At 62.5% G+C, this 22,920-nt stretch carries 26 protein-coding genes and 1 pseudogene; 12 read left to right on the top strand and 15 right to left on the bottom strand.

The window, feature by feature from the left end:
• The first annotated feature begins 48 nt into the window (after window positions 1-48).
• Entirely contained in the window at window positions 49-846 is a 798-nt protein-coding gene (locus tag FHX03_RS23380) for a lysophospholipid acyltransferase family protein (protein WP_183855652.1), read from the top strand.
• 2 nt (window positions 847-848) lie between these two features.
• On the opposite strand, the gene FHX03_RS23375 is transcribed toward FHX03_RS23380, so the two are convergent.
• Entirely contained in the window at window positions 849-1,379 is a 531-nt protein-coding gene (locus tag FHX03_RS23375) for a gamma-glutamylcyclotransferase (RefSeq protein ID WP_183855650.1), read from the bottom strand.
• A gap of 50 nt (window positions 1,380-1,429) precedes the next feature.
• On the opposite strand from FHX03_RS23375, the gene FHX03_RS23370 reads away from it, so the two are divergent.
• Window positions 1,430-2,446 carry a DUF2125 domain-containing protein gene (locus tag FHX03_RS23370; RefSeq protein WP_183855648.1) on the top strand — a complete coding sequence of 339 codons (1,017 nt, stop codon included), beginning with the start codon at window positions 1,430-1,432 and terminating at the stop codon, window positions 2,444-2,446.
• A 97-nt stretch (window positions 2,447-2,543) separates the two neighbouring features.
• On the opposite strand, the pseudogene FHX03_RS23365 reads toward FHX03_RS23370, so the two are convergent.
• The 4 genes and pseudogenes from FHX03_RS23365 to FHX03_RS23350 all read right to left on the bottom strand — a co-directional run bounded on the left by FHX03_RS23365 (window position 2,544) and on the right by FHX03_RS23350 (window position 5,852).
• Window positions 2,544-2,962, bottom strand: a pseudogene (locus FHX03_RS23365) (GNAT family N-acetyltransferase).
• A gap of 2 nt (window positions 2,963-2,964) precedes the next feature.
• On the bottom strand, window positions 2,965-3,891 hold the full coding sequence (locus tag FHX03_RS23360; protein ID WP_097629642.1) for a prephenate/arogenate dehydrogenase family protein: 927 nt from the start codon (window positions 3,889-3,891) through the stop codon (window positions 2,965-2,967).
• A complete protein-coding gene (gene hisC, locus FHX03_RS23355) occupies window positions 3,888-4,985 on the bottom strand; it encodes a histidinol-phosphate transaminase (RefSeq protein WP_183855645.1) in 1,098 nt (365 codons plus the stop codon). The genes FHX03_RS23360 and hisC overlap by 4 nt, the downstream gene beginning before the upstream one ends.
• A gap of 90 nt (window positions 4,986-5,075) precedes the next feature.
• Window positions 5,076-5,852, bottom strand: a complete 777-nt coding sequence (locus tag FHX03_RS23350) for a class I SAM-dependent methyltransferase (RefSeq protein WP_003589943.1) — start codon at window positions 5,850-5,852, stop codon at window positions 5,076-5,078.
• Between the two features lie 53 nt (window positions 5,853-5,905).
• Between FHX03_RS23350 and gloB the strand changes: the two genes are divergently transcribed.
• Both gloB and FHX03_RS23340 read left to right on the top strand, forming a co-directional pair.
• Window positions 5,906-6,676: a hydroxyacylglutathione hydrolase gene (gloB, locus tag FHX03_RS23345; protein ID WP_183855667.1), complete on the top strand. Its 771-nt coding sequence runs from the start codon at window positions 5,906-5,908 to the stop codon at window positions 6,674-6,676.
• A complete protein-coding gene (locus FHX03_RS23340; RefSeq protein WP_183855643.1) occupies window positions 6,676-7,098 on the top strand; it encodes a cupin domain-containing protein in 423 nt (140 codons plus the stop codon). Before gloB ends, FHX03_RS23340 begins: the two co-directional genes overlap by 1 nt.
• A 2-nt stretch (window positions 7,099-7,100) precedes the next feature.
• Here FHX03_RS23340 and FHX03_RS23335 read toward each other — a convergent pair whose 3' ends face one another.
• Together FHX03_RS23335 and FHX03_RS23330 are read right to left on the bottom strand one after the other, a co-directional pair.
• Window positions 7,101-7,988, bottom strand: coding sequence for a DMT family transporter (locus FHX03_RS23335; RefSeq protein ID WP_183855642.1), 888 nt, complete (start codon window positions 7,986-7,988; stop codon window positions 7,101-7,103).
• A gap of 31 nt (window positions 7,989-8,019) precedes the next feature.
• The gene (locus FHX03_RS23330; protein ID WP_097629638.1) at window positions 8,020-8,796 is read right to left on the bottom strand and encodes a DUF3108 domain-containing protein; all 777 of its coding nucleotides are present in this window, start codon (window positions 8,794-8,796) and stop codon (window positions 8,020-8,022) included.
• On the opposite strand from FHX03_RS23330, the gene FHX03_RS23325 reads away from it, so the two are divergent.
• The 3 genes from FHX03_RS23325 to FHX03_RS23315 all read left to right on the top strand — a co-directional run bounded on the left by FHX03_RS23325 (window position 8,795) and on the right by FHX03_RS23315 (window position 10,086).
• Window positions 8,795-9,031, top strand: a complete 237-nt coding sequence (locus FHX03_RS23325; protein ID WP_131711804.1) for a hypothetical protein — start codon at window positions 8,795-8,797, stop codon at window positions 9,029-9,031. The genes FHX03_RS23330 and FHX03_RS23325 overlap by 2 nt on opposite strands.
• 7 nt (window positions 9,032-9,038) lie before the next feature.
• On the top strand, window positions 9,039-9,338 hold the full coding sequence (gene rpmB, locus FHX03_RS23320; protein WP_003589938.1) for a 50S ribosomal protein L28: 300 nt from the start codon (window positions 9,039-9,041) through the stop codon (window positions 9,336-9,338).
• Between the two features lie 112 nt (window positions 9,339-9,450).
• Window positions 9,451-10,086 (top strand): VUT family protein, encoded by a 636-nt coding sequence (locus tag FHX03_RS23315; RefSeq protein WP_012559138.1) that lies wholly within the window; start codon window positions 9,451-9,453, stop codon window positions 10,084-10,086.
• 6 nt (window positions 10,087-10,092) lie between these two features.
• Here FHX03_RS23315 and FHX03_RS23310 read toward each other — a convergent pair whose 3' ends face one another.
• The 5 genes from FHX03_RS23310 to FHX03_RS23290 form a co-directional block, all read right to left on the bottom strand.
• Window positions 10,093-10,659: an AAA family ATPase gene (locus FHX03_RS23310; protein WP_097629637.1), complete on the bottom strand. Its 567-nt coding sequence runs from the start codon at window positions 10,657-10,659 to the stop codon at window positions 10,093-10,095.
• Window positions 10,660-10,716: 57 nt separating this feature from the next.
• Window positions 10,717-11,739, bottom strand: a complete 1,023-nt coding sequence (locus FHX03_RS23305; RefSeq protein WP_183778330.1) for an esterase-like activity of phytase family protein — start codon at window positions 11,737-11,739, stop codon at window positions 10,717-10,719.
• Window positions 11,740-11,763: 24 nt separating this feature from the next.
• A complete protein-coding gene (gene cobT / locus FHX03_RS23300; RefSeq protein ID WP_183778337.1) occupies window positions 11,764-13,665 on the bottom strand; it encodes a cobaltochelatase subunit CobT in 1,902 nt (633 codons plus the stop codon).
• Window positions 13,666-13,677: 12 nt separating this feature from the next.
• Window positions 13,678-14,670, bottom strand: coding sequence for a cobaltochelatase subunit CobS (gene cobS / locus FHX03_RS23295; protein ID WP_003589933.1), 993 nt, complete (start codon window positions 14,668-14,670; stop codon window positions 13,678-13,680).
• Window positions 14,671-14,979: 309 nt separating this feature from the next.
• Complete coding sequence (locus FHX03_RS23290) at window positions 14,980-15,597, bottom strand: J domain-containing protein (RefSeq protein WP_097629634.1); 618 nt, start codon at window positions 15,595-15,597, stop codon at window positions 14,980-14,982.
• A gap of 102 nt (window positions 15,598-15,699) precedes the next feature.
• Here FHX03_RS23290 and FHX03_RS23285 point away from each other — a divergent pair, with 102 nt between their 5' ends.
• Window positions 15,700-15,981 (top strand): BolA family protein, encoded by a 282-nt coding sequence (locus tag FHX03_RS23285; RefSeq protein WP_097629633.1) that lies wholly within the window; start codon window positions 15,700-15,702, stop codon window positions 15,979-15,981.
• Window positions 15,982-16,023: 42 nt separating this feature from the next.
• Here the strand turns inward: FHX03_RS23285 and FHX03_RS23280 are convergent, their stop codons facing one another.
• Genes FHX03_RS23280 through FHX03_RS23270 form a run of 3 tightly spaced genes read right to left on the bottom strand, consistent with a single transcriptional unit; the run spans window position 16,024 to window position 19,051 of the window.
• Entirely contained in the window at window positions 16,024-17,334 is a 1,311-nt protein-coding gene (locus FHX03_RS23280; RefSeq protein WP_097629632.1) for an HlyC/CorC family transporter, read from the bottom strand.
• Complete coding sequence (gene aroB / locus FHX03_RS23275; protein ID WP_183778339.1) at window positions 17,334-18,464, bottom strand: 3-dehydroquinate synthase; 1,131 nt, start codon at window positions 18,462-18,464, stop codon at window positions 17,334-17,336. Before aroB ends, FHX03_RS23280 begins: the two co-directional genes overlap by 1 nt.
• Window positions 18,461-19,051 (bottom strand): shikimate kinase, encoded by a 591-nt coding sequence (locus FHX03_RS23270; RefSeq protein ID WP_097629630.1) that lies wholly within the window; start codon window positions 19,049-19,051, stop codon window positions 18,461-18,463. Before FHX03_RS23270 ends, aroB begins: the two co-directional genes overlap by 4 nt.
• A 148-nt stretch (window positions 19,052-19,199) precedes the next feature.
• Here FHX03_RS23270 and FHX03_RS23265 point away from each other — a divergent pair, with 148 nt between their 5' ends.
• The 4 genes from FHX03_RS23265 to FHX03_RS23250 all read left to right on the top strand — a co-directional run bounded on the left by FHX03_RS23265 (window position 19,200) and on the right by FHX03_RS23250 (window position 22,915).
• A complete protein-coding gene (locus tag FHX03_RS23265; RefSeq protein WP_003589926.1) occupies window positions 19,200-19,376 on the top strand; it encodes a hypothetical protein in 177 nt (58 codons plus the stop codon).
• Between the two features lie 7 nt (window positions 19,377-19,383).
• Complete coding sequence (gene xerD / locus FHX03_RS23260) at window positions 19,384-20,337, top strand: site-specific tyrosine recombinase XerD (RefSeq protein ID WP_183855640.1); 954 nt, start codon at window positions 19,384-19,386, stop codon at window positions 20,335-20,337.
• A gap of 62 nt (window positions 20,338-20,399) precedes the next feature.
• Window positions 20,400-21,353, top strand: coding sequence for an acetyl-CoA carboxylase carboxyltransferase subunit alpha (locus FHX03_RS23255; protein ID WP_097629628.1), 954 nt, complete (start codon window positions 20,400-20,402; stop codon window positions 21,351-21,353).
• 332 nt (window positions 21,354-21,685) lie between these two features.
• Entirely contained in the window at window positions 21,686-22,915 is a 1,230-nt protein-coding gene (locus FHX03_RS23250; RefSeq protein WP_183855638.1) for a murein L,D-transpeptidase family protein, read from the top strand.
• Window positions 22,916-22,920: the final 5 nt, after the last annotated feature.

Raw genomic sequence — 22,920 nt, 5'->3', positions numbered from 1 at the left:
GGCAATATCGTGTAGGCCGGTCGCGTGAGCATGCCTCGGGAAAGTTTCATGATCGCCCTGCGTTCCGTCCTCTTCAACACGATCTTCTACGCCAACCTCATCATCAGGATGATCGTGCTCTCGCCCTATTATTTCCTGGCGCCGCGCCTGACCGCCTATGCGATCCCGAAAAACTGGGCGCGCTCCAACCATTGGCTGATGCGGGTGATCGTCGGCACCACCTTCGAGATCGAAGGCTTGGAGAACCTGCCGGAAGGCAGCTATATCCTGGCGCCGAAGCACCAGTCCTTCTGGGATACCTATGCCCTGCTGCCCTGGCTCAAAGACCCGGTCTACATTCTCAAGCGCGAACTGATGTGGATTCCGCTGTTCGGCTGGTATGCCAAGAAGCAGCGGGTAATCCCGGTCGATCGCGGAGCCCGCGGCAAGGTGATGGTGGAGGTGCTGAAGCGCACGAAGGAAGAGCTTTCGACCGGCCGCCAGCTGATCATCTATCCCGAGGGCACCCGCCGTCCGCCGGGCGCCGAGCCGGTCTATAAATACGGCATCGCTCGCATGTATCGCGATCTCGCCATCCCCGTGGTGCCGATCGTCATGCATCCCGGTCTGTTCTGGCCGCGCCGGAGCATTCGTCGTTATCCCGGCCATTTCAAGGTGAGAATCCTGCCGCCGATCATGCCGGGAATGGATCCGGACGCGTTTTTCGCCCATCTGATCGAGGTATCGGAGCTGGCAAGCGACGAGCTTCTGCTCGAAACCGTCGAGGCTAACCCGCATGTGCCGCTGCCGCCGACTGCGGTCGAAAGGGTAGCGGAGCTTCGTAAGCTGAAGGCGGCGACCGCCTGAAGTCACACGGCGCGCAGCCGTTCCACTTCGCCGACGACCTGTTCAAGCCAATGGTCGCGAATGCCCATCTGCCGCAGATGCGCCAGCGTGTTGAAGACATAGGCGTCGTTGGGGCCTGACTGACCCTTGGCCTCGTTCACCACCCGCGCCGCCGCAAGCGCGTCGAGCGTGCCGGCATATTGCTCGTGGTCGCGATCAGCGATGTAAGTCACCGCCTCCATCCGGCGCCGGCCGGCAAGCTGCAGCTGCACCCGGCGCTCCAGGTAGACATTGGTCACCAGCTCGCGGGCGCGGAGATAATCGATCACCTCATCCCATTTTTCCGGGGAAATGCGGAACGCCATGCCGCGGCAGGCGCCGCCCCTGTCGAGGCCGAGAACCAAGCCCGGATTGTCGCGCGTGCCGCGATGGACGAAGGAGCGGACGCAGAGCGAGCGCCTGTAGCCGTAGATCAGAGCCTCTGCCCGCTCCATGAATTCGAAGCCCGGATTCCACATCAGCGAACCGTAGCCAAATACCCAAAATTCGTCCATATCGCACGCCAGACCGGAATCACATTTGCGATTCACCATTGGAGAACATCATGGCAGCGTCAAGCCAATCCGGTAGCAGCCAATCCGGCATCGGTAAGAAATTCTGGCTGCTGGGCGGCGGCATCCTCCTGGTGATCGCGCTTTATACCGGCGGCTGGTTCTATGCGGCCTCGGCGTTGAAGACCACTGTGCTGAAGGCGATCGCGCCGCGCGATCAGGCAGGCGTCAGCGGCGAATGCTCCGATATCGAATTCCGCGGCTATCCTTTCCGTATCGGGCTGTTCTGCTCGAAGATCGATGTCGACGACACTGCCAACGGCGTCTCCGCCACCTTTGGCGCGTTGCGTTCGGCAGCCCAGGTCTATGCGCCCGGCAATATCGTCTGGGAGCTCGATTCGCCGGCTGAAATCCGCACCAGCAACGGCCTTTCGATCTCGGCCCAATGGGCAAATCTGCAGGCGAGTCTGGCGACCAAACTGCAGGGCATCAATCGCAGCTCGACCGTGATCGAGGGCCTGAAGGCGACCGCGGTTTCCTCCTATACCGGCCAGACCATCAGCTTCGATGCGGCTCGCACCGAGATCCATCTGCGCCAGAACGGGGCCGATCTGGACGGCGCAATCTCCGTGCAGGATGCGAATACGGCGATGAAGGACTGGCCGCAGATCTTTCCGAAATTCTCTGCCAGCGTCGATCTGACCATCGCCGGCAAGGCCGGCCTGATCGACGGCAGCGACCCGAGCGGCCTCAATGGTGCCGCCGGCGAACTGCGCCGCATCGTCGCCGACATCGGCGACGGCAAGGTGATGACGCTTACCGGTCCCTTCTCCGTCGACGAGCACGGTCTCCTCTCGGGAAAATTCAAGCTGGAGATCGAACAGCTCGGCCCCTGGGGCGACAGCCTGAAACAGGCCTTCCCGGATATCGCCCCGACCGTCAAGACGGCGACGAAGCTACTGCAGTCGCTGGCCGGCGGCAAGGACAAGGTCTCCGTCGATCTCGTTGTCGATCGCGGCAACGCCACCGTCAGCGGCTTCATCCCGCTCGGCCGGATTCCGCCGATCTAATGCATGTCGCCCGGAAGCGTGCAGCGGTTCCGGGACAACGACATGCAATACAAAGGGCTAAAGCGCATCGCATGAATCAAATTTGATGCGACGCGCTTTAGTCAAGTTTCTTGAGGAAGAAGATTTCCGGCACCGTCTGGATGCCGGGCAGCTCGATCGATCCGGTTTCGAAAAACCGTTGCGGCGATGCCAGTCCTGTGGACGGCTTTCGTCGCATTCACTCGATGTCATCAGCAGACGCGCGCCGCTCTCACGCATCTCACCTTCCCAGGCGCGATAAAGCGCCGTACCGACACCGGACCGGCGATGGCCTTCCTGCACACGGATCATTTCCAGATAGGGAATCCTGCCCCAGAAGCGGGAAAACCGCAGGAAGCCGACAATCTCACCTTGTTCGCGGGCGACGAAGTATTCGCCGAGATCGATACAGCGCAAGACCCACTGTTTGCCCACATGATTGTCCTCGCGAAACAGCCAGTCCTTGTCGGTCAGGCCGGGCTTCGCGATTTCCACCATCGCTATTTCTTTTCCAGTGGATGCGGCCGGCCGAAATCGGGTGCATCCACATCCTGGCCTGCCTGAACGATCGAGCGACGGATGGCGCGGGTACGGGTGAAGAGTTCGAAAATCTTGTCGCCTTCGCCCCAGCGGATCGCGCGCTGCAAATAGGCGAGATCTTCCGAGAAACGCGCCAGCATTTCCAGGATCGCATCGCGATTGTGCAGGCAGACATCGCGCCACATGGTCGGGTCGGAGGCCGCAAGGCGGGTGAAATCGCGAAATCCGGACGCAGAATACTTGATGACTTCCGATTCCGTCACGGTCTCCAGATCGTCGGCCGTGCCGACGATATTGTAGGCTATCAGATGCGGCAGATGAGAGACGATCGCCAGCACCTTGTCGTGATGCTGCGCATCCATTTCATCGACTTTGGAGCCGAGCGTCTCCCAGAAGCCACGCAGCCGTTTCAGTGCTGTTTCATCGGTGCCTGCGACCGGCGTGAAGATGCACCAGCGGCTTTCGAAAAGACCGGGAAAGCCGGCATCCGGGCCGGATTTTTCGGTGCCGGCCAGTGGATGGCCGGGAATGAAATGCACACCGGCCGGAATATGCGGCTGCATCTGCGCGATGACCGAGGCCTTGGTGGAGCCGACATCGGTGACGATCGCTCCGGGCTTCAAGCTTGCCGCGATCTCTTTCGCCACACTTTCCGAAGCGCCGACCGGCACCGAGACAATCACCAGATCGGCACCCTCGACCGCATCCGCCGAAGAGGTCGTGTAGCGGTCACCGAGGCCAAGCTCTTCGGCACGCTTCAGCGTTTCGGGGCTGCGAGTGGCGACGACGATCTCTCTGGCGAGGCCGAGCCGCCGGATATCGTGGGCGAGCGAAGAGCCGATCAGGCCGATGCCGATCAGCGCGATACGATCGAACTGCACGTTCATGCCTTGTGTCCCATGAATTCGGTGAGTGCGGCGATGACGCCGCGGTTGGCCTCTTCGGGGCCGATGCTCATGCGCAGCGCATTGGAAAAGCCGTAGCTGCGCACGGCGCGCAGAATGTAACCGCGGCTAGTCAGCAGATCGTCGGCATCGGCGGCGCGCTTGCCTTCGATCTCGGGGAAATGAATGAGGACGAAATTGGCGACCGACGGCGTCACCTTCAGACCCATCTTTTCGAGTGCCTGGGTAAGCGTTTCCACCCACATCTGGTTGAAAGAGATGGCCTGCTGGACGAAGGCCTGGTCGCGGATGGCCGCGGCCCCGGCGGCGATTGCCGGCGCGTTCAGATTGAAGGGCCCGCGCACGCGGTTCACCGCGTCGACGATCTCGGCCGGCGCATACATCCAGCCGACGCGCAACGCCGCCAGTCCGTAGACCTTCGAGAAGGTGCGGGTCATCACCACGTTGGCATTGGAAGACACGACCTCGATGCCGGCTTCATAATCGTTGCGGCGCACATATTCGGCGTAAGCCGCATCGAGCACCAGGACGACATGTTTCGGCAGCCCGGCCTGCAGGCGGCGGATCTCGCTGACCGGAACATAGGTGCCTGTCGGATTGCCGGGATTGGCGATGAAGACGATCTTCGTCTTCCCCGTCACCGCGGCAAGGATCGCATCGACATCGACGGTGTGATCCTTTTCCCTGACGACGACAGGCGTGGCCCCGGCGCCCTGGATCTGGATCTTGTAGACGAGGAAACCGTGCTCGGTAATGATGCCCTCGTCGCCAGCGCCGAGATAGACATGGCAGAGCAGGCCGAGCAGCTCGTCGGAACCGTTGCCGCAGAGGATGTTTGCCGGGTTGAGACCGTGCACAGCGGCGATCGCCTCGCGCAATTCCACCGCCTGCCCGTCGGGATAACGCCCCAGATGGTTGGCAGCCGCCTTGCAGGCTTCGATCGCCTTCGGGCTGGCGCCGAGCGGCGTTTCGTTGGACGAAAGCTTGTAGACCCGGGCAACTCCCGGCGCATGTTCCTTGCCCGGCACATAGGATGCGATATCGAGAATACCGGGACGCGGAACGGGCTTGTTCATCTCAACGCTCATGGGTCGACCTTGGAATTGCCGGAAATGACCACGTGGCATTAAAGCGGAATGCCGTTCTTGTCGAGAGCCGGGAGGGCGTCAGCGGTTGCGCGTGGTCGGCACGCCATGGGGCGCCAAAACCGGCACGAAGACGCGGCGGGAGGCGCGTGCGGCGACCGGCAGCCCCTGATAGAGCCGCTTCTGCGCCTCGACGATGATGACGCCTGAAAAAGCTGGCCAGAGCGTTCGGCCGATGCGCTCGAAGGCGCGGCGAAGCCGCAGGATGGTCCTGAGCTTCGAGGGCGGGAAGAACAGCGCTTCGGCCGTCGCGCCGGGGGTGAAATTCGTCTCGCGCAGCAGAGCCGTCAGCTGCCCGCGGGAATAGGGCCGGCCCGAGCCGAACGGCGTATGTTCCATCCGCGCCCAGACGCCGCGCCGGTTCGGCACGACGATGACAAGCCGTCCGCCTGGCGCCAGCACCCGCCAGAGTTCCTTCAGCGTCTCGCGCGGGCTTTCGGCAAATTCCAGCGAATGCACCATCAGCACCCGGTCGATCGAGGAATCCGGCAGCGGCAATTCCTCGTCGAAGACCAGTGTTGTCGACGAGAGCGAGCCCATCGGCCAGTTTACCGCGCCCTGCCCGGCCGGCATGAAGGCGAAGGTCCGCTCGGTGTCGGCCTGGAAGCGGTCGAGGAAGGGCACGGCGTAGCCGAGGCCGACCAGCCGCTCCTGCGGCAGCCGCACCCAGAGCGACGACAACGCCATGGCGATCGACTGCTCGGCAAGACGCCCGAGCTCGGAGTGGTAGAACTGGCGTAGGTCGACGATATCGGCGTGCATTGCGACAAATGTTATCAGCGGGCGGTTGGACTTCAAGGCCGGACCCTCTACATTTCCGCGAGACTCGCATGACAAGGGACTATTGCACGATGAAACCTTTGGAATTGGACGTTTTTCTCTGCCGCACCGACAATTTCGGCGTTCTCGTCCACGACCCGGAAACAGGATTTACCGCAGCGATCGACGCGCCGGAGGAGGCGCCGATCCTGGAAGCGGCGACACGCCGCGGCTGGAAGATTACCCATATCTTCACCACCCACCACCACACCGACCATGTCGCCGCCAATCTGGCGCTGAAGGAGCAGTTCGGCTGCGAGATCATTGGCCCGATCAACGAGGCCGTTGCCATTCCGGGCCTCGATCGGACGATGGCCGATGGCGACAGCTTCCTTTTCGGGGATCACACGATCAACGTCATCGAGACACCTGGCCACACCGCCGGCCACATCTGCTATCACTTCGTCGACGACAAACTGCTCTTTGCCGCCGACACGCTGTTTGCCCTCGGCTGCGGCCGGCTGTTCGAACGTCCGGCCGCCGACATGTGGCACTCGCTGCAGAAGCTTGCCGTGCTGCCCGATGAGACCGCCATCTATTTCGGTCACGAATATACGCTCTCCAACGCCCGTTTCGCACTGACGGTCGATCCCGGCAACGAACGGCTGAAGGGCCGTGCCGCCGAGATCGAGGCCTTGCGCGCCGACGGCAAATTCACCATTCCGACGACGCTGGGGTTGGAAAAGGAAACCAACCCGTTCCTGCGCGCCGCCGATCCGGCGATCCGCCGCAATCTGCTGATGGAAGGCAAGACCAATGAGGAAGTCTTTGCCGAAATTCGCAAGCGCAAGGACAATTTCTGATGTCGCCTGACGACATCATCCGCGAACTCGGCATGCAGCCGCATCCGGAAGGCGGCTGGTACGCTGAGACCTTCCGCGATACGGCGGGCGGAGAACGCGGCCATTCGACGGCGATCTATTACCTCCTGACCGAAGGGCAGCGCTCGCACTGGCATCGCGTCCACGACGCGGTGGAGGTCTGGCATTATTACGCCGGCGCGCCGCTCTCGCTGCACCGCTCTGCAGACGGAACGACAAGCGAGACCCTGACGCTCGGAACCGACCTGGCGGCCGGCGAACGGCCGCAGGCGATCGTTCCCGCTAATTGGTGGCAAGCGGCCGAAAGCCTCGGCGATTTTACCCTGGTGGGATGCACCGTCTCACCCGGCTTCGAATTTTCGAGCTTCGAGATGGCGCCAGCAGGCTGGACGCCCGGCGGCTGAGCTCATTCCGCCGCAACGGGCGGCTGGATCCTGCGGCGGAACATGTCGCGAGCAGCCAGCGCCGCGCCGCCGGTGACGAGCAGGCAGGCAAGCGCGATGCGCCAGCTCGGCTCGGCAAAGCCGAACAGCGTCAGGACCAGCGTCGACAGAAGCGGTGCGGCATAACTGGCCGCGCCGAGGATCTGGATATCGCCGTTCTTGACGCCGTGGTCCCAGGCGTAGAAGGCGGCACCGACCGGTAGGAGCCCGAGCCCGGCGACGGCGAGCCATTCAAAAGGCGTGGCCGGCCAGACGGTCGTCTCCAGGCCGAGATGGCAGATGAGCGACAGGATCGAGGTTGCCAGGCAGAAGCCGGTGACGACATCGGTGGAGACGGCGTCGAAGCGCCGGGTCAGCAGCGAATAACCGGACCAGGTGAAGGCGCAGAGGAAAGCGGCGGCGTAACCGACGAAATAGGCGCCGTTGAAATCGATGCCGTTGCGGCCGACGATCAGGAAGGTGCCGCAAAGTCCGGCAAGGGCGCCGGCTACATGATACCAGCGCAGCCGCTCGCCCGGCAGCAGCGCCGAGCCGACGACGATCAGCAGCGGCCAGAGATAGGCGATCAGCCCCGCCTCCACCGCCGGTGCGTTCCTGAGCGCGGTAAAATAGAGGAAATGATAGCCGAACAACCCTGAGATGCCGACGATCCAGACCTTGGCCGGCTGCTTCAGCAGTGCCAGCCGCGCCGGGTTGGCGACAAGCACGGCGAGGCCGGGAAGGCTGCCGATCGCAAAGCAGACGGCCGAAAGCTGGAACGGCGGCATCTTACCGGAAGCGGCCGTAAACAGCGCCAGGAACGACCACATCAGGATCGCGGTAAAACCGATCAATGTCGCGCGAAGTTTCACCCGTCCCCCTTTGACGGAGGCATGAACTCCGTCAGCTGCTGCCGTATTTGACGGCCGTGATCGTCACCATCCCATATTCGGTGGGAATGCGCACATAGACGGGAGCGTATACATTTGCCGCGTCCGACTTGGCAAACCAGATTTCCATCCGGTCGCTCTTGCTGAGATAGACGATGTCCTTGCGGCCTTTCTTGTAGCCCGAGCGCGGCACGAAGCGTACGCCGCAGACGACCGCCTTGCCCTTGAAGCCGTTGGTCGAAAAGTCCTCGTCGCCCTTCGGCGACAGCACCAGATCCATGCGCGTCTCGCCGTCGAAGATCGGCAGCGTCTGCGAGCAGACCTTGGTGTCGCCGGTGAAGACCAGGCCGGAGATCGGATCGAGCACCGAGCGCATATCGCGCGGCGTCACGTCGATCCAGTTCTTCGGACGCTTCGGCGGCGGTGTCGTCGTCGCCGAGACGATGTTGCCGTCGCGGTAGCTGACCTCGTAGACGCGGGCTTTTTTACCGCTCTTGTAGTAGAGCGAATAATTTTGCGCCTGCAGCCTGTCGTTGCGCACGACGCCGGTGACGCTGGTTTTGGCCGAAATCGTCGTTACCAGATCGGCAAGACCGGCCGAGTTGATGCTGCCGGCGATGTTATAGCTGTGATCGTCCTCGATCTTCGTCAGAAACGCGGCGCGCGCGATCGGCAGGCCGGCAAGCGTCACCCGGTATTCCGTCCGATGCTGGATTTCGGCCGCCGATGCCGGTATGGCAAGCAGCGCTGCGATGGCCGAAATGAAAATCCGTCTGCCCGAATGAGCCATGAGTGAAGCCTTGTCTTGCCGCGCGCCAGCAGCCTTTGCCAGAGCGCTCTATACTCCTGCCTTGATGGGAAGAAAACAGCAGCTTTTTGACAGAATTGCGGGAAAGCCCAAGGTTTGGCTTGACGCGGCCAGCCTGTCTGACTATAGAACCGCAACTTTCCAATCATGCCCGTTGGATTGCGCGCCTGGTTTTGCCGGGAATGGCAATTCGATGGCCCGAGAAAAACAAGAATAGGTGTTCCATGTCCCGCGTGTGCGAATTGACCGGCAAGGCCGTCCTGACTGGTAACAATGTCAGCCATGCCAACAACAAGACCAAGCGCCGGTTCCTGCCGAACCTGTGCCAGGTCACGCTGATTTCCGACGCTCTCAACCAGCGTTACCGTCTTCGCGTTTCGGCTGCTGCCCTTCGTTCGGTCGAGCATCGTGGCGGCCTCGATGCCTTCCTGCTGAAGGCCAGCGAAACCGAGCTGTCGATGCGCGCACGCCTGCTGCGCCGCCAGATCGTCAAGAAGACCGCCGAAGCGGCTGTTGCTGCCTAAGCTTCCGCCTTCTTTCATACGGCTTCGAAAGGCTTGCACGGATGACCTCCGCTCAAGCCTTTTGTTTTGCTGGTCCATCTCTCCAACTGGTGGCATCACCCAGGATAAAAAAATGCTGAAGACCCGCTATACCATCGCCTATGTCGCGCTGATGACGCTCGTCGTCGTCGCCTCCAACTTCCTCGTCCAGTTTCCGCTGAACGCCGAAGTCGCCGGCATCAACCTTGCCGATATCCTGACCTGGGGCGCCTTTTCCTATCCGGTCGCCTTCCTGATCACCGATCTGACCAACCGCCAGTTCGGCCCGCAAGCAGCCCGCAAGGTCGTCTTTGCCGGCTTCGTCGTCGGCGTGACGCTGTCCTTCTTCACCTCGGCGCCGCGTATCGCCATTGCCTCCGGTTCGGCCTATCTCGCCGGCCAGCTACTCGATATCGCCGTCTTCAACCGCCTCCGCCGCCAAGCCTGGTGGCGCGCGCCGCTCGTCGGCTCGCTGATCGGTTCGGCGCTCGATACGGTGATGTTCTTCTCGCTGTCCTTCGCCGCGTTTTTCGTCTTCCTCGGCCCGAACGAGCCCTTCGCGCTTGAGGCAGCTCCCGTCCTCGGCGTCTTCGCCACCGAAGCGCCGCGCTGGATCTCCTGGGCGATCGGCGATTTCGCCGTCAAGATGATCGTCGGCCTCGTCATGCTCCTGCCCTATGGCGCGCTGATGAACGTGCTGCGGCCGATGCAGGCTGCCCGCGCCAGCTGATTCAACTCACGAACGCCGCCGGACCGCTCCGGCGGCGATGGCCGGATGCAGAAGAACCTGCGCAGCCAGGTTGTCGACCTCATGCGATGAATCGAGCCGCAGCACCGGCGCCGTCTGCGTTTCCAGCCATTGCTCATGCGCGCAAAGACTGCGGCGTTCGGGCCCGGCCGTGTCGTAACTTGCCGCCCATTCGAGGAATTGCCCGCTTTTTACCTCCATGTCGCCGCCCGGCCCGATTCTGTCTCCGTACCGGGCGACCTCCCGGGCGCGAATCCGCGCCATCCGAAGCTCCGGCGCGATCCTGAGGAAGACGATCAGATCGTAGAGCGGCTCGAGCGGCACGCCCCATTTCAGCGCCGATCCGGAAAGCACCCAGCCACCCGGCCGGCCCGTCTCCTCAAGCAGCAGCCGGATGCGCTGGTCGGCATCCCTCGGCGTCGTGAACGGCGGATCGGTCGGCAGCCAGAAGAAATCGTCGGTGTCGAGATGGGCGATATCGAGCCTCTCGGCGAGCACAAGGCCGAGCGATGTCGTGCCGGAACCGGACGCGCCCATGACGTGAATATGCACCATGATTTCCTCCGCAAGCCAGCTCCGATGCCGCGGGCGGAATAGCCGAGACCTGTGACATCAGTTTGACGCTTTGTGTTCGGCCGGTTCGGAAAGCCGGAACTCCAGCATCAGATTGCGCTGCAGGATCGAATGATTGTCGTCCGACACCAGGATGATATGGGTCGTGCCGTCGGCGGCCTGGAAGGCGTCGAGCCCTTCCATATTGTCGATCTGCGAGTTGAAATTGCCTTCGAGCAAAAGTTCGCCGTCGACGACGGCCCCGGGCTTGATATCGGCGCCCTTGACGCGTCGAAGGCGCATGCCGATGCCTTCGGCCATGTTGAAGCGGCGCTCCAGCAGCAACAGGTCGCCGTTCGGCAGGAAGACACCATCGGTGACGTCGAAGCTGCCGTCGCGCGCGACCGCAAACCGCCCCTTCAGCGGCCCGCTCAGAATGGCCGCCAGCCGGTTGCCGTCGCTGTCGAGACCACGTTCGGAGACGATGACCACGCCGCCCTTGAGCGGGCTCGATGCCGGCGCTACCGTGATGGTCTCGATACCGCGGTTGTCGCTCAGCATCTTGCGCGGAATGAGAATCGGCAAAGTGGCGATTGCGCCGGATTGGGCAAAACCCGGATCGGGATAGACATCGACGCGGTGATCCTGTTCGAAGGAGACCAGGACCCTGCCGCCATCAAAGGCCAGGCCCTCGGCATCCATATGTCCCTTGCCCTCGAAGCTGCGCCCGGCGCTGTTTTTCATCGCGGTGATCTCGACATCGGCAAGGCCGGAAAGCCTGCCCTTGATGTCGCGCTCGATGCTGCCCGTCAGCCATTGGCCGGTATCGAGGACCACGACGAAATGTTTCTGGTCCGGCCGGAAGCGGATGGAGGAGAGCGAGCCGAACAGCGCTTTGCTGGACACCATCTCCAGCCCGCCGAGAAATTCCAGCGGACCGAAGCGCGTCTCCGAAGAGCCGATCCTGAAATCGGAGATTTGCCGGCTAATGACCGGCACGTCACCCGCCCATGCGGGGTAAGCGCCTGCGGCGGCGATGCTGAGGACGATCGCCGCCAGGCGGCCGAGGCGCCTGGCGGTCATTCCGGGCGATTCCTTCCAGCGGCGTCAGCCGGCACGACGGAGCCGGCCGCCACGCGGCTGGGTGGATTGATCTTCGAACAGCGAGGCGAGCTGTTCGGTCATCGCGCCGGCAAGTTCGTCGGCATCGACGATCGTCACGGCGCGGCGATAGTAGCGCGTCACGTCGTGACCGATGCCGATGGCCAGCAATTCTACCGGCGAGCGTGTCTCGATCTGTTCGATGACGGCGCGCAGGTGCCGCTCAAGATAATTGCCCGGATTGACCGACAGCGTCGAATCGTCGACCGGCGCCCCGTCCGAGATCATCATCAGGATGCGGCGCTGTTCGCGGCGTGCGAGCAGGCGGTTATGCGCCCAGATCAACGCTTCACCGTCGATATTTTCCTTGAGCAGCCCCTCGCGCATCATCAGCCCGAGATTGGCGCGTGCCCGCCGCCACGGCGCATCGGCCGATTTGTAGATGATGTGGCGCAGGTCGTTGAGACGGCCTGGCGTCTGGGGTTTGCCGCCGGCAAGCCAGCTTTCCCGCGCCTGCCCGCCCTTCCAGGCCTTGGTGGTGAAGCCGAGGATCTCGACCTTGACGCCGCAGCGCTCCAGCGTGCGGGCGAGAATGTCGGCGCAGGTGGCGGCAACCGTGATCGGCCGGCCGCGCATCGAGCCGGAATTGTCGATCAGCAGGGTGACGACCGTGTCACGGAACTGGGTGTCGCGCTCCATCTTGAAGGACAGCGCCTGCATCGGATCGATGATGATGCGCTGCAGCCGGGCCGGATCGAGATAACCCTCTTCCAGGTCGAAATCCCAGGAGCGGTTCTGCTGCGCCATCAGGCGGCGCTGCAGCCGGTTGGCGAGACGGCCGACCGCGCCTTGCAGATGCGCCAGTTGCTTGTCGAGGAAGGCGCGCAGGCGCTCGAGTTCGGCGGCGTCGCAGAGTTCCTCGGCGGTGATGATCTCGTCGAACTCTTCGGTAAAGACGTGATAATCGACCTTCTCGTTGAAATCGGCAAAGGGCGTGTTCGGACGGCGGGTCTCGCCCGGCGTTTCCGAATCGTCCTCGCCCTCTTCCATCATGTCGTCGTCGGAGATTTCGGCGCCTTCGGTCTCGCCGTCTTCCATCTGCTCGTCGGCGACTTCGCTGTCTTCGACCGGGGCGGCATCGGTGCCGGCATCCTCGTCGACCTCGTCCTGATCCTGCTCGTCGCCGCTCGGCTGGTCTTCCTGATCCGACTGGTCGTCATTGTCGGCGTCTTTGTCATCGTCGCCGTATTCCTCGGCCATTTCCATGGCCGACAGCATGTTGCGGATGACCTTGGCGAAGGCCTGCTGGTCATTGATCGCGCCCGACAGATTGTCGAGTTCGGCCCCCGCCTTTTCCTCGATGAAGCCGCGCCAGAGGTCGAGCACCTTGCCGGCGGAGGCCGGCGGACGCTGGCCGGTCAGCTTCTCGCGCACCATCATCGCAACAGCTTCGCCGACCGGTGCGTCTTCCTGACGCTCGATGCCGGTGAAGTTCGCCTTGGAATATTTCTCTTCGGTCATGGAGCGCAGGTTGGTCGCCATGCCCTCCATGCGCAGCGCGCCGATCGATTCGACGCGCGCCTGCTCGACGACATCGAAGATCGCCCGGGCATCCGAGCCCTGCGGCGCCATCGTCGCATGCATCTTCTCGTCATGGCAGGCAAGGCGGAGCGCCATGGAATCGCCGAGCCCGCGGGTGACCGCCAGCTCATGCGCCGTCGGCCGCTTGGAAAGCTCCGGCAGCCGGATGCGCTCGCCGGTCATTCCAGGCCGTTCGTTGGCGAAGGTCACCTCGACATCGCCGTCGCCGGCGACCGAGCGCACGCAGCCGGATATCGCCCGGCGCAATGGCTCGACGTCGACGGGCGCGCCGGGCTTTGCTTTCGAATTGTCACCGCGAGCTGCCATGATCGGTCGGTCTCAGGCTCCGAGAACGATATTGGCGGCACTTTCCTTCAGCTCGACGCCGAAGGCCCGCTGATAGTGCTCGGCGACCAGAGGGCGCTCCAATTCGTCGCACTTGTTGAGGAAGGTGACGCGGAAGGCGAAGGCGAGATCGCCGAAGATCTCGGCATTCTCGGCCCAGGTGATGACGGTACGCGGGCTCATGACGGTGGAGAGATCACCGTTCATGAAGGCAGCGCGCGTCAGATCGGCGACACGAACCATCTTCGAAACGGTGTCGCGGCCTTCCCTGTCCTTGCCGAAGCTCTTCACCTTGGCGGCGACGATATTCACTTCGTGATCATGCGGCAGATAGTTCAGCGTCGTCACGATCGACCAGCGGTCCATCTGCGCCTGGTTGATCTGCTGCGTGCCGTGATAGAGGCCCGTGGTGTCGCCGAGACCGATCGTATTGGCGGTCGCAAACAGGCGGAAGGCCGGGTGCGGCCGGATGACGCGGCTCTGGTCGAGCAATGTCAGGCGGCCGGAGGATTCCAGCACGCGCTGGATAACGAACATCACATCGGGGCGGCCGGCATCATATTCGTCGAAGACCAGCGCCACATTGTGCTGATAGGCCCAAGGCAGGATGCCGTCCTTGAATTCGGTGACCTGCAGCCCATCCTTGACGACGATGGCATCCTTGCCGACGAGATCGATACGGCTGACATGGCTATCGAGGTTGATGCGCACGCAGGGCCAGTTGAGCCGCGCCGCGACCTGCTCGATATGCGAGGACTTGCCGGTGCCGTGATAGCCGGAGATCATCACGCGGCGGTTATGGGCGAAGCCTGCAAGAATGGCGAGCGTCGTGTCGCGGTCGAAGAGGTAATCGGTGTCGAGGTCCGGCACATAGGCGTCGCCCTTGCTGTAGGCGGGAACGCGGATGTCGGAATCGATGCCGAAGGCCTCGCGGACCGAAACGGTGGTATCGGGCAGTTCAGATATATCGAGGTCGATCTTGCTCATCATGTCTCCAAGGCGGGTGATGCCACCCGGCCATACTGTCTCAGGCCATGTCGCAACCGTGACGCCGCGATTTTATTCCGCGCCCGTCCAGGTCGGAACGTCGGCGATGCTTCTCCGGGACTGAAACGAAACCTCGGCGGGATAATGACCGCGTGCGAGCATTCTTGAAAGAGTCCCGGACAAGAAACGCCGCGTCCGGAAGGTCGGCGGAGGCGATGTCGGGAAAACGCACAAATATGAGCCGCGTTTGCCTGCGGCCTCAGCCGATTTGGACCATACCCGATTGAAGCCCAAGAGCAAGGACGGGAACTAACAAAAACCGTTCTGCTTCAACAATTGATAGGCCTGGATGACGGCGCGGAAACGCTCCTCCGAGCCGCGGTCGCCGCCATTGGCGTCAGGATGGTGCTTCTTGACCAGCTCCTTGTAGCGGCTCTTGATCTCCGCCGAGGTCGCATTGCCATCGAGACCCATCGTATCGAAGGCCTTGGTTTCCAGCGATTTCAGCTTGCGCGCCTGGGGAAACCGCGGCCCGCTGCCCTTGCCGCCTTCCTTGACGAAGCCGAAGGGATCGCGAACGCGGCTATAGGCGCCGGAGCGGACCTCCGAATGCAGCGGACTGTCCTTCGCCGACTTGTTGACGCCGACGGTCCAGGTCGGCCGGTGGCCGGTGATCGCTTCTTTCTGGTAGCGGGCGATCTCGCCGTCCGACAGACCGGAGAAATAATTGTAGCCCTTGTTGTAGTCCTTGACGTGCTCGAAGCAGAACAAAAAGAACTGGCCTTCCGCATTGCGTCCGACAGGAGCGCGATGCGAGCCTTTTTTGTCGCAGCCATCCCATTGACAGGTAGGCGGCGCCTGCTCTGTCTCCTGCTCGCGTTTGCGGCGTGTCCGGATGCGATCGAAATATTTGGAATCAAGTCTCATGGTGGTGCTAATTATGAGGCTGTCGCGAGGCGACAACAAGAATTGACAAACGGGTTTGTTGCTGGCTTGGTGGGAACCTTTTTCGCGAAGCAAGACCGGACGATGACCCTGCGAACCCGCATCGAAGAAAAACTAGTCGAAGCCTTCGCGCCGGAGCGCCTGAGCGTCGTCGACGAAAGCCATCTGCATGCCGGCCATCAGCCCGACATCACCGGCACCGGCGAAACCCATATGCGGGTGAGGATCGTCTCTGCCAAATTCGCCGGCATGTCGCGACTGGCGCGTCACCGGGCGATCACCGACCTCTTGAAACCGGAACTCGATGCCGGCCTGCATGCGCTGGCCGTCGAACCGGCAGCACCGAATGAGCCGACCCGCTGGTAACAAAGCCTATATGGAGACTGATCGCCGATAGTCCAAGCCGGGTCAGACCGGTTTTGCGCCGTCTTCCCCGGCGGGGCGGATGCGCAGCTTGGTGATGCGGTTCTTCTCACGCTTCATGACGATGAAACGCTTGCCGTAAAAGGTGAAGGCCTGGCGCTCTTCCGGAATGGTCATCGATTCATGGATGACCAGGCCGGCAATCGTCGTCGCCTCCTCGTCGGGCAGGTTCCAGTCGAGCGCGCGGTTCAAGTCGCGGATCGGCACGCCGCCGTCGACGACGACCGAACCGTCGGCCTCCTGGCGCACACCCTGGATCTCGATATCGTGCTCGTCGGAAATGTCACCGACGATTTCCTCGAGAATATCCTCGAGCGTGACGATGCCCTGCACCTCGCCATATTCGTCGACGACGACGGCGAAATGCTGCTTGCGGCGCAGGAAAGCGTTGAGCTGGTCTTCGAGGTTGGTGCTGTCGGGCACGAACCATGGCTTCTGCGCGATCTTCACGATATCGAGGTTCTGCGGTTCCATGTTCGGTTCGGCCAGCGCCCGCAGCAGATCCTTGGCATGAACGACGCCGATGATGTTGTCGATCGTGCCCCGCCACAAAGGCATGCGCGTATAGGGACTTTCGAGAATGGCGCGCACCACCGCCTCAGGCGGATCGTCGGCGTTGATCGCCCGCATCGCCGTGCGGTGGACCATGATGTCGGAGAGTTCGAGCTCGCCGAGATCGAGCACGCCGCCCAGCCGGTCGCGGTCGGCCTTCACCACCGATCCCTCGCGGTGCAGGAGGTCGACGGCACCGCGCAGCTCCTCATGCGCCGTCAGCATCGATACCTCCCGCGAGAGGTTGATGCCGAACAGCGCCAGGATCCGCCGGACGATCGCATTGACGAAGGAAGAGATCGGACCGACGACGAGAACGAAGAGCCTGGCCGGTACGGCGATGGCAAGCGCGAAACGGTCGGGTGTCGAAATCGCCCAGCTCTTCGGCAGCACTTCGGCGAAGATGACCAGGATGACGGTCATGGCGAGCGTCGCCAGCGCCACGCCGGAACTGCCGAACAGCCCGAGGAACAGGCTGGTGGCAATCGAGGAGGAGAGGATATTGGCGAGATTGTTGCCGATCAGCAGCGCGCCGATCAGCCGGTCGCGCCGCTCGATCAGCTGCCGGACGATGCCGGCGCGTTCGTCGCCGTTGACTTCAAGCGTATGGATACGGCTGCGCGAAACCGCGGTCAGCGCGGTTTCCGAGCCGGAAAAGAAGGCGGACATCAGCACGAGCGCCGTGATCGAAAGGATCTCCGGCCAATATGTCGCAAGAAATGCCAGAGCGCCTTCGACGGTCATTAGGGGTGTTTTTCCCTGAGAAAGCTGATCACCTCGGAGGCGGGAACGTCGTCGGCAACGAAGGATTGGCCGATGCCGCGCGTCAGGATGAAGGTGAGCCTGCCGCTCTTGACCTTCTTGTCCTGGGCGATTGCATCCATCAGCGTTTCAGCCGGCGGCAGCGCGCCCGGAATGTCGGACATCCGGGTCGGAAGGCCGACCTCTTGCAGATGCCGCTCGACGCGACGCGCATCGTCGGGGCTTGCAAGGTTCATCCGCGCGGAGAATTCATGCGCCAGCACCATGCCGATCGAGACGCCCTCGCCATGCACGAGACGGGAGCTGTCATAGGCGGTCGCCGCCTCCAGCGCATGGCCGAACGTATGGCCGAGATTGAGCAGCGCCCGCTGGCCGTTCTCGCGCTCGTCGGCAACGACGACATCGGCCTTCGCCTGGCAGCTGGCGGCAATCGCCTCGATGCGGGCGGAGCCGCCTGCAAAAACCGCCTTCCAGTTGGCTTCCAGCCAGGCGAAGAAATCCGGCTTGTCGATCAGCCCGTATTTGGCAACCTCGGCGTAACCGGCGCGGAATTCGCGCTCGCTCAGCGTATTCAGCACATCGGTATCGGCCAGAACCAGATCCGGCTGATGGAAGACGCCGATCAGGTTCTTGCCGTGGCGGGAATTGATGCCGGTCTTGCCGCCGACGGAGGAATCGACCTGCGCCAGAAGCGAGGTCGGCAGCTGCACGAAGCGCACGCCGCGCCGCACGATGCCGGCCGCAAATCCCGAGAGATCGCCGATGACGCCGCCACCGAGCGCGATGACGCAATCGTTACGCTCGACGCGGGCTTCGAGCACCTTGTCGCAGGCGGTCATCAAATGCTCGAAGCTTTTGGTCTTCTCGCCGGCCGGCAGGACGACCGCAGCCGAGGCGATGCCCGCTTCATCGAGACTGGCGACGAGCGCCTTGAGATAGAGCGGTGCGACATTTTCGTCGGTGACGACAGCCGCCTTGCGGCCCTTGAGGCGAGAGGCGATCTCGGCGCCGGCCCGCGCGATCAGCCCCGGCCCGATCAGGATGTCGTAGGCGCGCTCGCCGAGCGGCACGTGCACCGTCTGGATGGCGGAGGCGGAGGGTATCGCATTCATGACGCTGCATTTTCCTTTTGAGCTTCGATCATCGCCTTCAGCACCTCGTCGGCCATGATTTCCTTGCGCACGTCGCGCGAGAGCACGGTGAGGTCGGCCTGCGCATAGATCGGGTAGCGCGCATTCATCAGGCCTTCGAGCGTCTGCTTGGGGTTTTCGGTCTTGAGCAGGGGACGGTTGTCGCGTTTATTGACCCGCTCCCAGAGCACGTCGAGATCGGCCTTCAGCCAGACGGAGACGCCACCTTTCATGATATGCCTGCGCGTCCGCTCGTTGATGAAGGCGCCGCCGCCGGTGGAGACGACCCGCGGCCCGCCCTTTAACAGCCGCTTCATCACCCGCGTTTCCAGCGCCCGGAATTCATCCTCGCCATAGGCTGCGAAAAGTTCGGGGATCGTCATGCGCGACACGCGCTCTATTTCGTGGTCGCTGTCGATGAAGGGAATGCCGAGCTGGCTGGCGACGATGCGGCCGACGGCGGATTTCCCCGCACCCATCAGCCCGACGAGGATCAGATTGCGTGAACCGAGCGCGGCGCGAGCTCTGCCTTTCAAGCTGTCAGCAACGGTCAGCAGTGGTTCACTCATCGGTCCATTCACACTTTGTTTGCAAACCGTATCGACAAATGCAGCTGGAGCGTCAAGTCGCGGACAAGGGAATCATGGCTTGAATAGCGCTTCTTGCACTTGCAGATACGCTTCTTATAACAGAAGCAGAGCATGAAGGAGTTGCCGGATGCCGACCCTGTTCCGTTTTCTGTTCGTCTGCGCGATCCTCGCCGGGACGGTCTACGGAGCGATGTGGGCGCTTGTGACCTTTGTCGAGCCCGAGCCGCGCGACGTGACCATCCGTATTCCGTCCGAGCGGGTCAATCCGCCAGCGACGGGCACGATCAACACGACCAGGAAGTGACCGGCATATGGTGGATCTGAGCCGCGTCCATGTGGAATCCTTCCTGGAGATGATGAGCGCCGAGCGCGGTGCGGCCGTCAACACGCTGCAATCCTATGAGCGCGACCTCGACGACGTCCACGCCTTCTTGAACGGCCGCAGCGTGCGGCTGACCGAAGCCGCTTCCGCCGATCTGGCCGCCTATCTCGCCTCGCTCGCCCGAAAGGGCTTCAAAGCCTCTTCCCAGGCGCGCCGGCTTGCCGCCATGCGGCAGTTCTACAAGTTCCTTTATGCCGAGGGGCTGAGGACCGACGACCCCACCGGCATTCTCGACGCGCCGAAGAAAGGCCGTCCGCTGCCGAAGACGATGGGTGTCGAGGAGGTCGGCAAGCTGCTTTCCCAAGCCGAGGCCGAGGCAGGCGATGCAGCGCCTGGCCAGTTGCAGCGGCTGCGCATGCTGGCGCTGCTGGAGCTGCTCTATGCCACCGGCATGCGCGTCAGCGAACTGGTTTCGCTTCCCGCCCGCGTGCTCGATCAGGAAGGGCGTTTCCTGATGATCCGCGGCAAGGGCAACAAGGAACGGCTGGTGCCGCTGTCGCAATCGGCGATATCGGCGCTGAAATCCTACGGCCGCCTGCTGGCGGCGGAAAATGCCGCGGCCAAGGATCCGCAGGAAAGCCCCTGGCTGTTTCCCGCCGCCTCGAAGGAGGGTTTTCTGCCCCGCCAGGTTTTCGCCCGCGACCTGAAAAACCTGGCGATCCGCGCCGGGCTGACACCGTCGATGATCTCGCCGCATGTGATGCGCCACGCCTTTGCCAGCCACCTGCTTGCCAACGGCGCCGACCTGCGCGTCGTGCAGGAACTCCTCGGCCATTCGGACATTTCGACCACACAGATTTACACGCATGTCCTCGAAGAGAGGCTGCAGCAGCTCGTCCAGACGCATCACCCCCTTGCCAAACAGGCGAAAAAGCACGAATAGGACCGGCGACAAGGGGCGGAGCCAGGAAAACGCCCCGGGCACAAGGAACGGAAACGCACCTCATGCACAATTATCTCGACTTCGAAAAGCCGATCTCCGACCTCGAAGGCAAGATCATCGAGCTGAAGAAGCTCGCAACGGAAGACGAGAGCATCGACACCACCGATGAAATCGGCAGGCTGGAGGTTCGCGTCCGCGAGGCGATCGTCGAAATCTATTCCAAGCTCAATCCCTGGCAGAAGACCCAGGTCGCCCGCCATCCGCAACGCCCGCATTTCGTCGACTACGCCAAGACGCTGTTCCAGGAATTCACGCCGCTCGCCGGGGACCGCAAATTTTCCGAGGATGCCGCGATCCAGGCGGGTCTTGCCCGCTTCCGCGGCCAGCCGGTCGCCGTCGTCGGCCAGGAAAAGGGCAACGACACCAAGACCCGCCTGAAGCATAATTTCGGCAGCCCGCGGCCGGAAGGCTACCGCAAGGCGATCCGCATCCTCGAAATGGCCGATCGTTTCGGCCTGCCGGTGATTTCGCTGGTGGATACGGCAGGCGCCTATCCCGGCGTCGGCGCCGAAGAGCGCGGCCAGGCCGAGGCGATCGCCCGCTCGACGGAAATGTGTCTCGGCGTCAAGGTTCCGCTCGTTTCCGTCGTCATCGGCGAAGGCGGCTCGGGCGGCGCCATCGCGATTGCCACCGGCAACAAGGTCTATATGCTAGAGCATTCGATCTACAGCGTCATCTCGCCGGAAGGCGCCGCCTCCATCCTCTGGCGCGATTCCACCCGCGCCCGGGAAGCGGCAACCAATATGAAGATTACCGCCGAAGACCTGAAATCGCTCGGCGTCATCGACGGCATCATTTCCGAGCCGCTCGGCGGCGCGCATCGCGATCCCGACAGCGTCATCGCCGCAACCGGCGACATGATCGCCAATGCGCTCGGCGAAATGGCGTCCCGTTCCGGCGAACAGCTGCGCAACGAGCGCCGCCAGAAATTCCTCAATATCGGCCGCAATCTCTAAAGCCTGTCGCGCAAAAGTGTGCAGCGGTTTTGCGGCAACGACATGCGCAAAAACAAAGAGCTAAAGCGCGGGGAGCGAATCTGAAAGATCGCGACGCGCTTTCGGAAATCGCTGAGACTTTTCGGCATCATGTCCGAGACAAGTTTTGTTTTCACCGATTGGGGCCAAATCTTGGCCACATTGATATTATCTGTAGCAATCGCGCTTGCGGGGATGTTCAGGGCACGTCATAGGCTGGTAAGGATTTGTAAAGTATAAGCCGCCTATGATTCCGTCTGATGCCCGAACTCCATAGGCGGACCGGGTCGCATTATCTTTATGGGCTAGTTTGGATGCGCATACGTTATTTTGCCTATGTTTCCCTCATGGCGCTGGCTCTGACCGGCTGCAATGACGCGTTGGAAACCGCGCAGGTCGATCTCTCCAAGGTCAAGAACAAGGTCGAGCAGCCGCTTCCGCCACATATCCTTGCCGCCATGTCGGCCAAGGGCATGGACCGCAATTCGCCGATCATGATTCGCATCTTCAAGGAAGAAGGTGCCATGGAGATCTGGAAGGCGAAGACCGACAACCGTTTCGACAAGATCGCCGACTACAAGATCTGCGCCTGGTCGGGCCGTCTCGGCCCGAAGGTAAAGACCGGCGACCGGCAGGCGCCGGAAGGTTTTTACGATCTGACGCGCGCCAACCTGAACCCCAACTCGAAATATTATCTGGCGATCAACACCGGCTTCCCGAACCGCTACGACGCGGCGAACGGCCGCACCGGCTCCGATCTGATGATCCATGGCGCCTGCTCGTCCTCCGGCTGCTATTCGATGACCGACCAGCAGGTGCTGGAAATTTACGCCTTTGCCCGCGACGCCTTCAAGGGCGGCCAGGCGACCGTACAACTGCAGGCCTTCCCCTTCCGCATGACGGCGGAAAACATGGTCAAGCATCGCCTCGACCCAAGCTACGACTTCTGGAAGATGCTGAAGGTCGGCTACGACAATTTCGAAGTGACGAAGCGCCCGCCCGAGGTGGCCGTCTGCGAGAAGAAATATGTCTTCAACCAGCAGGCAACCGATGGCGGCGCCTTCAATGCCTCAGGCAAATGCCCTGCCATGTCGACGCCGCCGGCCTTGACGGCCGCCCTTGCCTCCTACGGCAAGACCTATGATGCCGATTATGCCAAGGCGATGAGCAAATTCGACGGCATGGCCTGGTACGACCCCTCCGAAGCCGAGCGCAAAGCCGTGGTCGCCAAGACACGCAAAGGCCGCGAACTCGCTTATGCCCCGACCGGCACCTCGCTGGAAGCCGGCCGCATGGTCAAGGTCGCCGAACTCGAAGACATGATGGCCAAGCGCACCGCGCAGGGCATTGCTGCCAAGACCGCGACAGGCGCTACGCCAGTTGCAGCCCCTGCTCAGCCGCAGCCGATGGCCGTCGCTGCCGCGACACCGGCGGTCGTGCCGGTGCCGACGCAGAACCCGCTGGCCTTTGCGGCGCCCGAGCCGCAGGAAACGGCTGAGGCCGCGGCAAAGAAGCCGTTCTGGAAATTCTGGGCGCGGAACTGAACGGC

The organism is Rhizobium sp. BK456, from assembly GCF_014194045.1.
GTDB lineage: Bacteria > Pseudomonadota > Alphaproteobacteria > Rhizobiales > Rhizobiaceae > Rhizobium > Rhizobium redzepovicii.
Note: the sequence above shows the minus strand (reverse complement) of the source record. Positions and strands in the feature narration are given on the sequence as shown.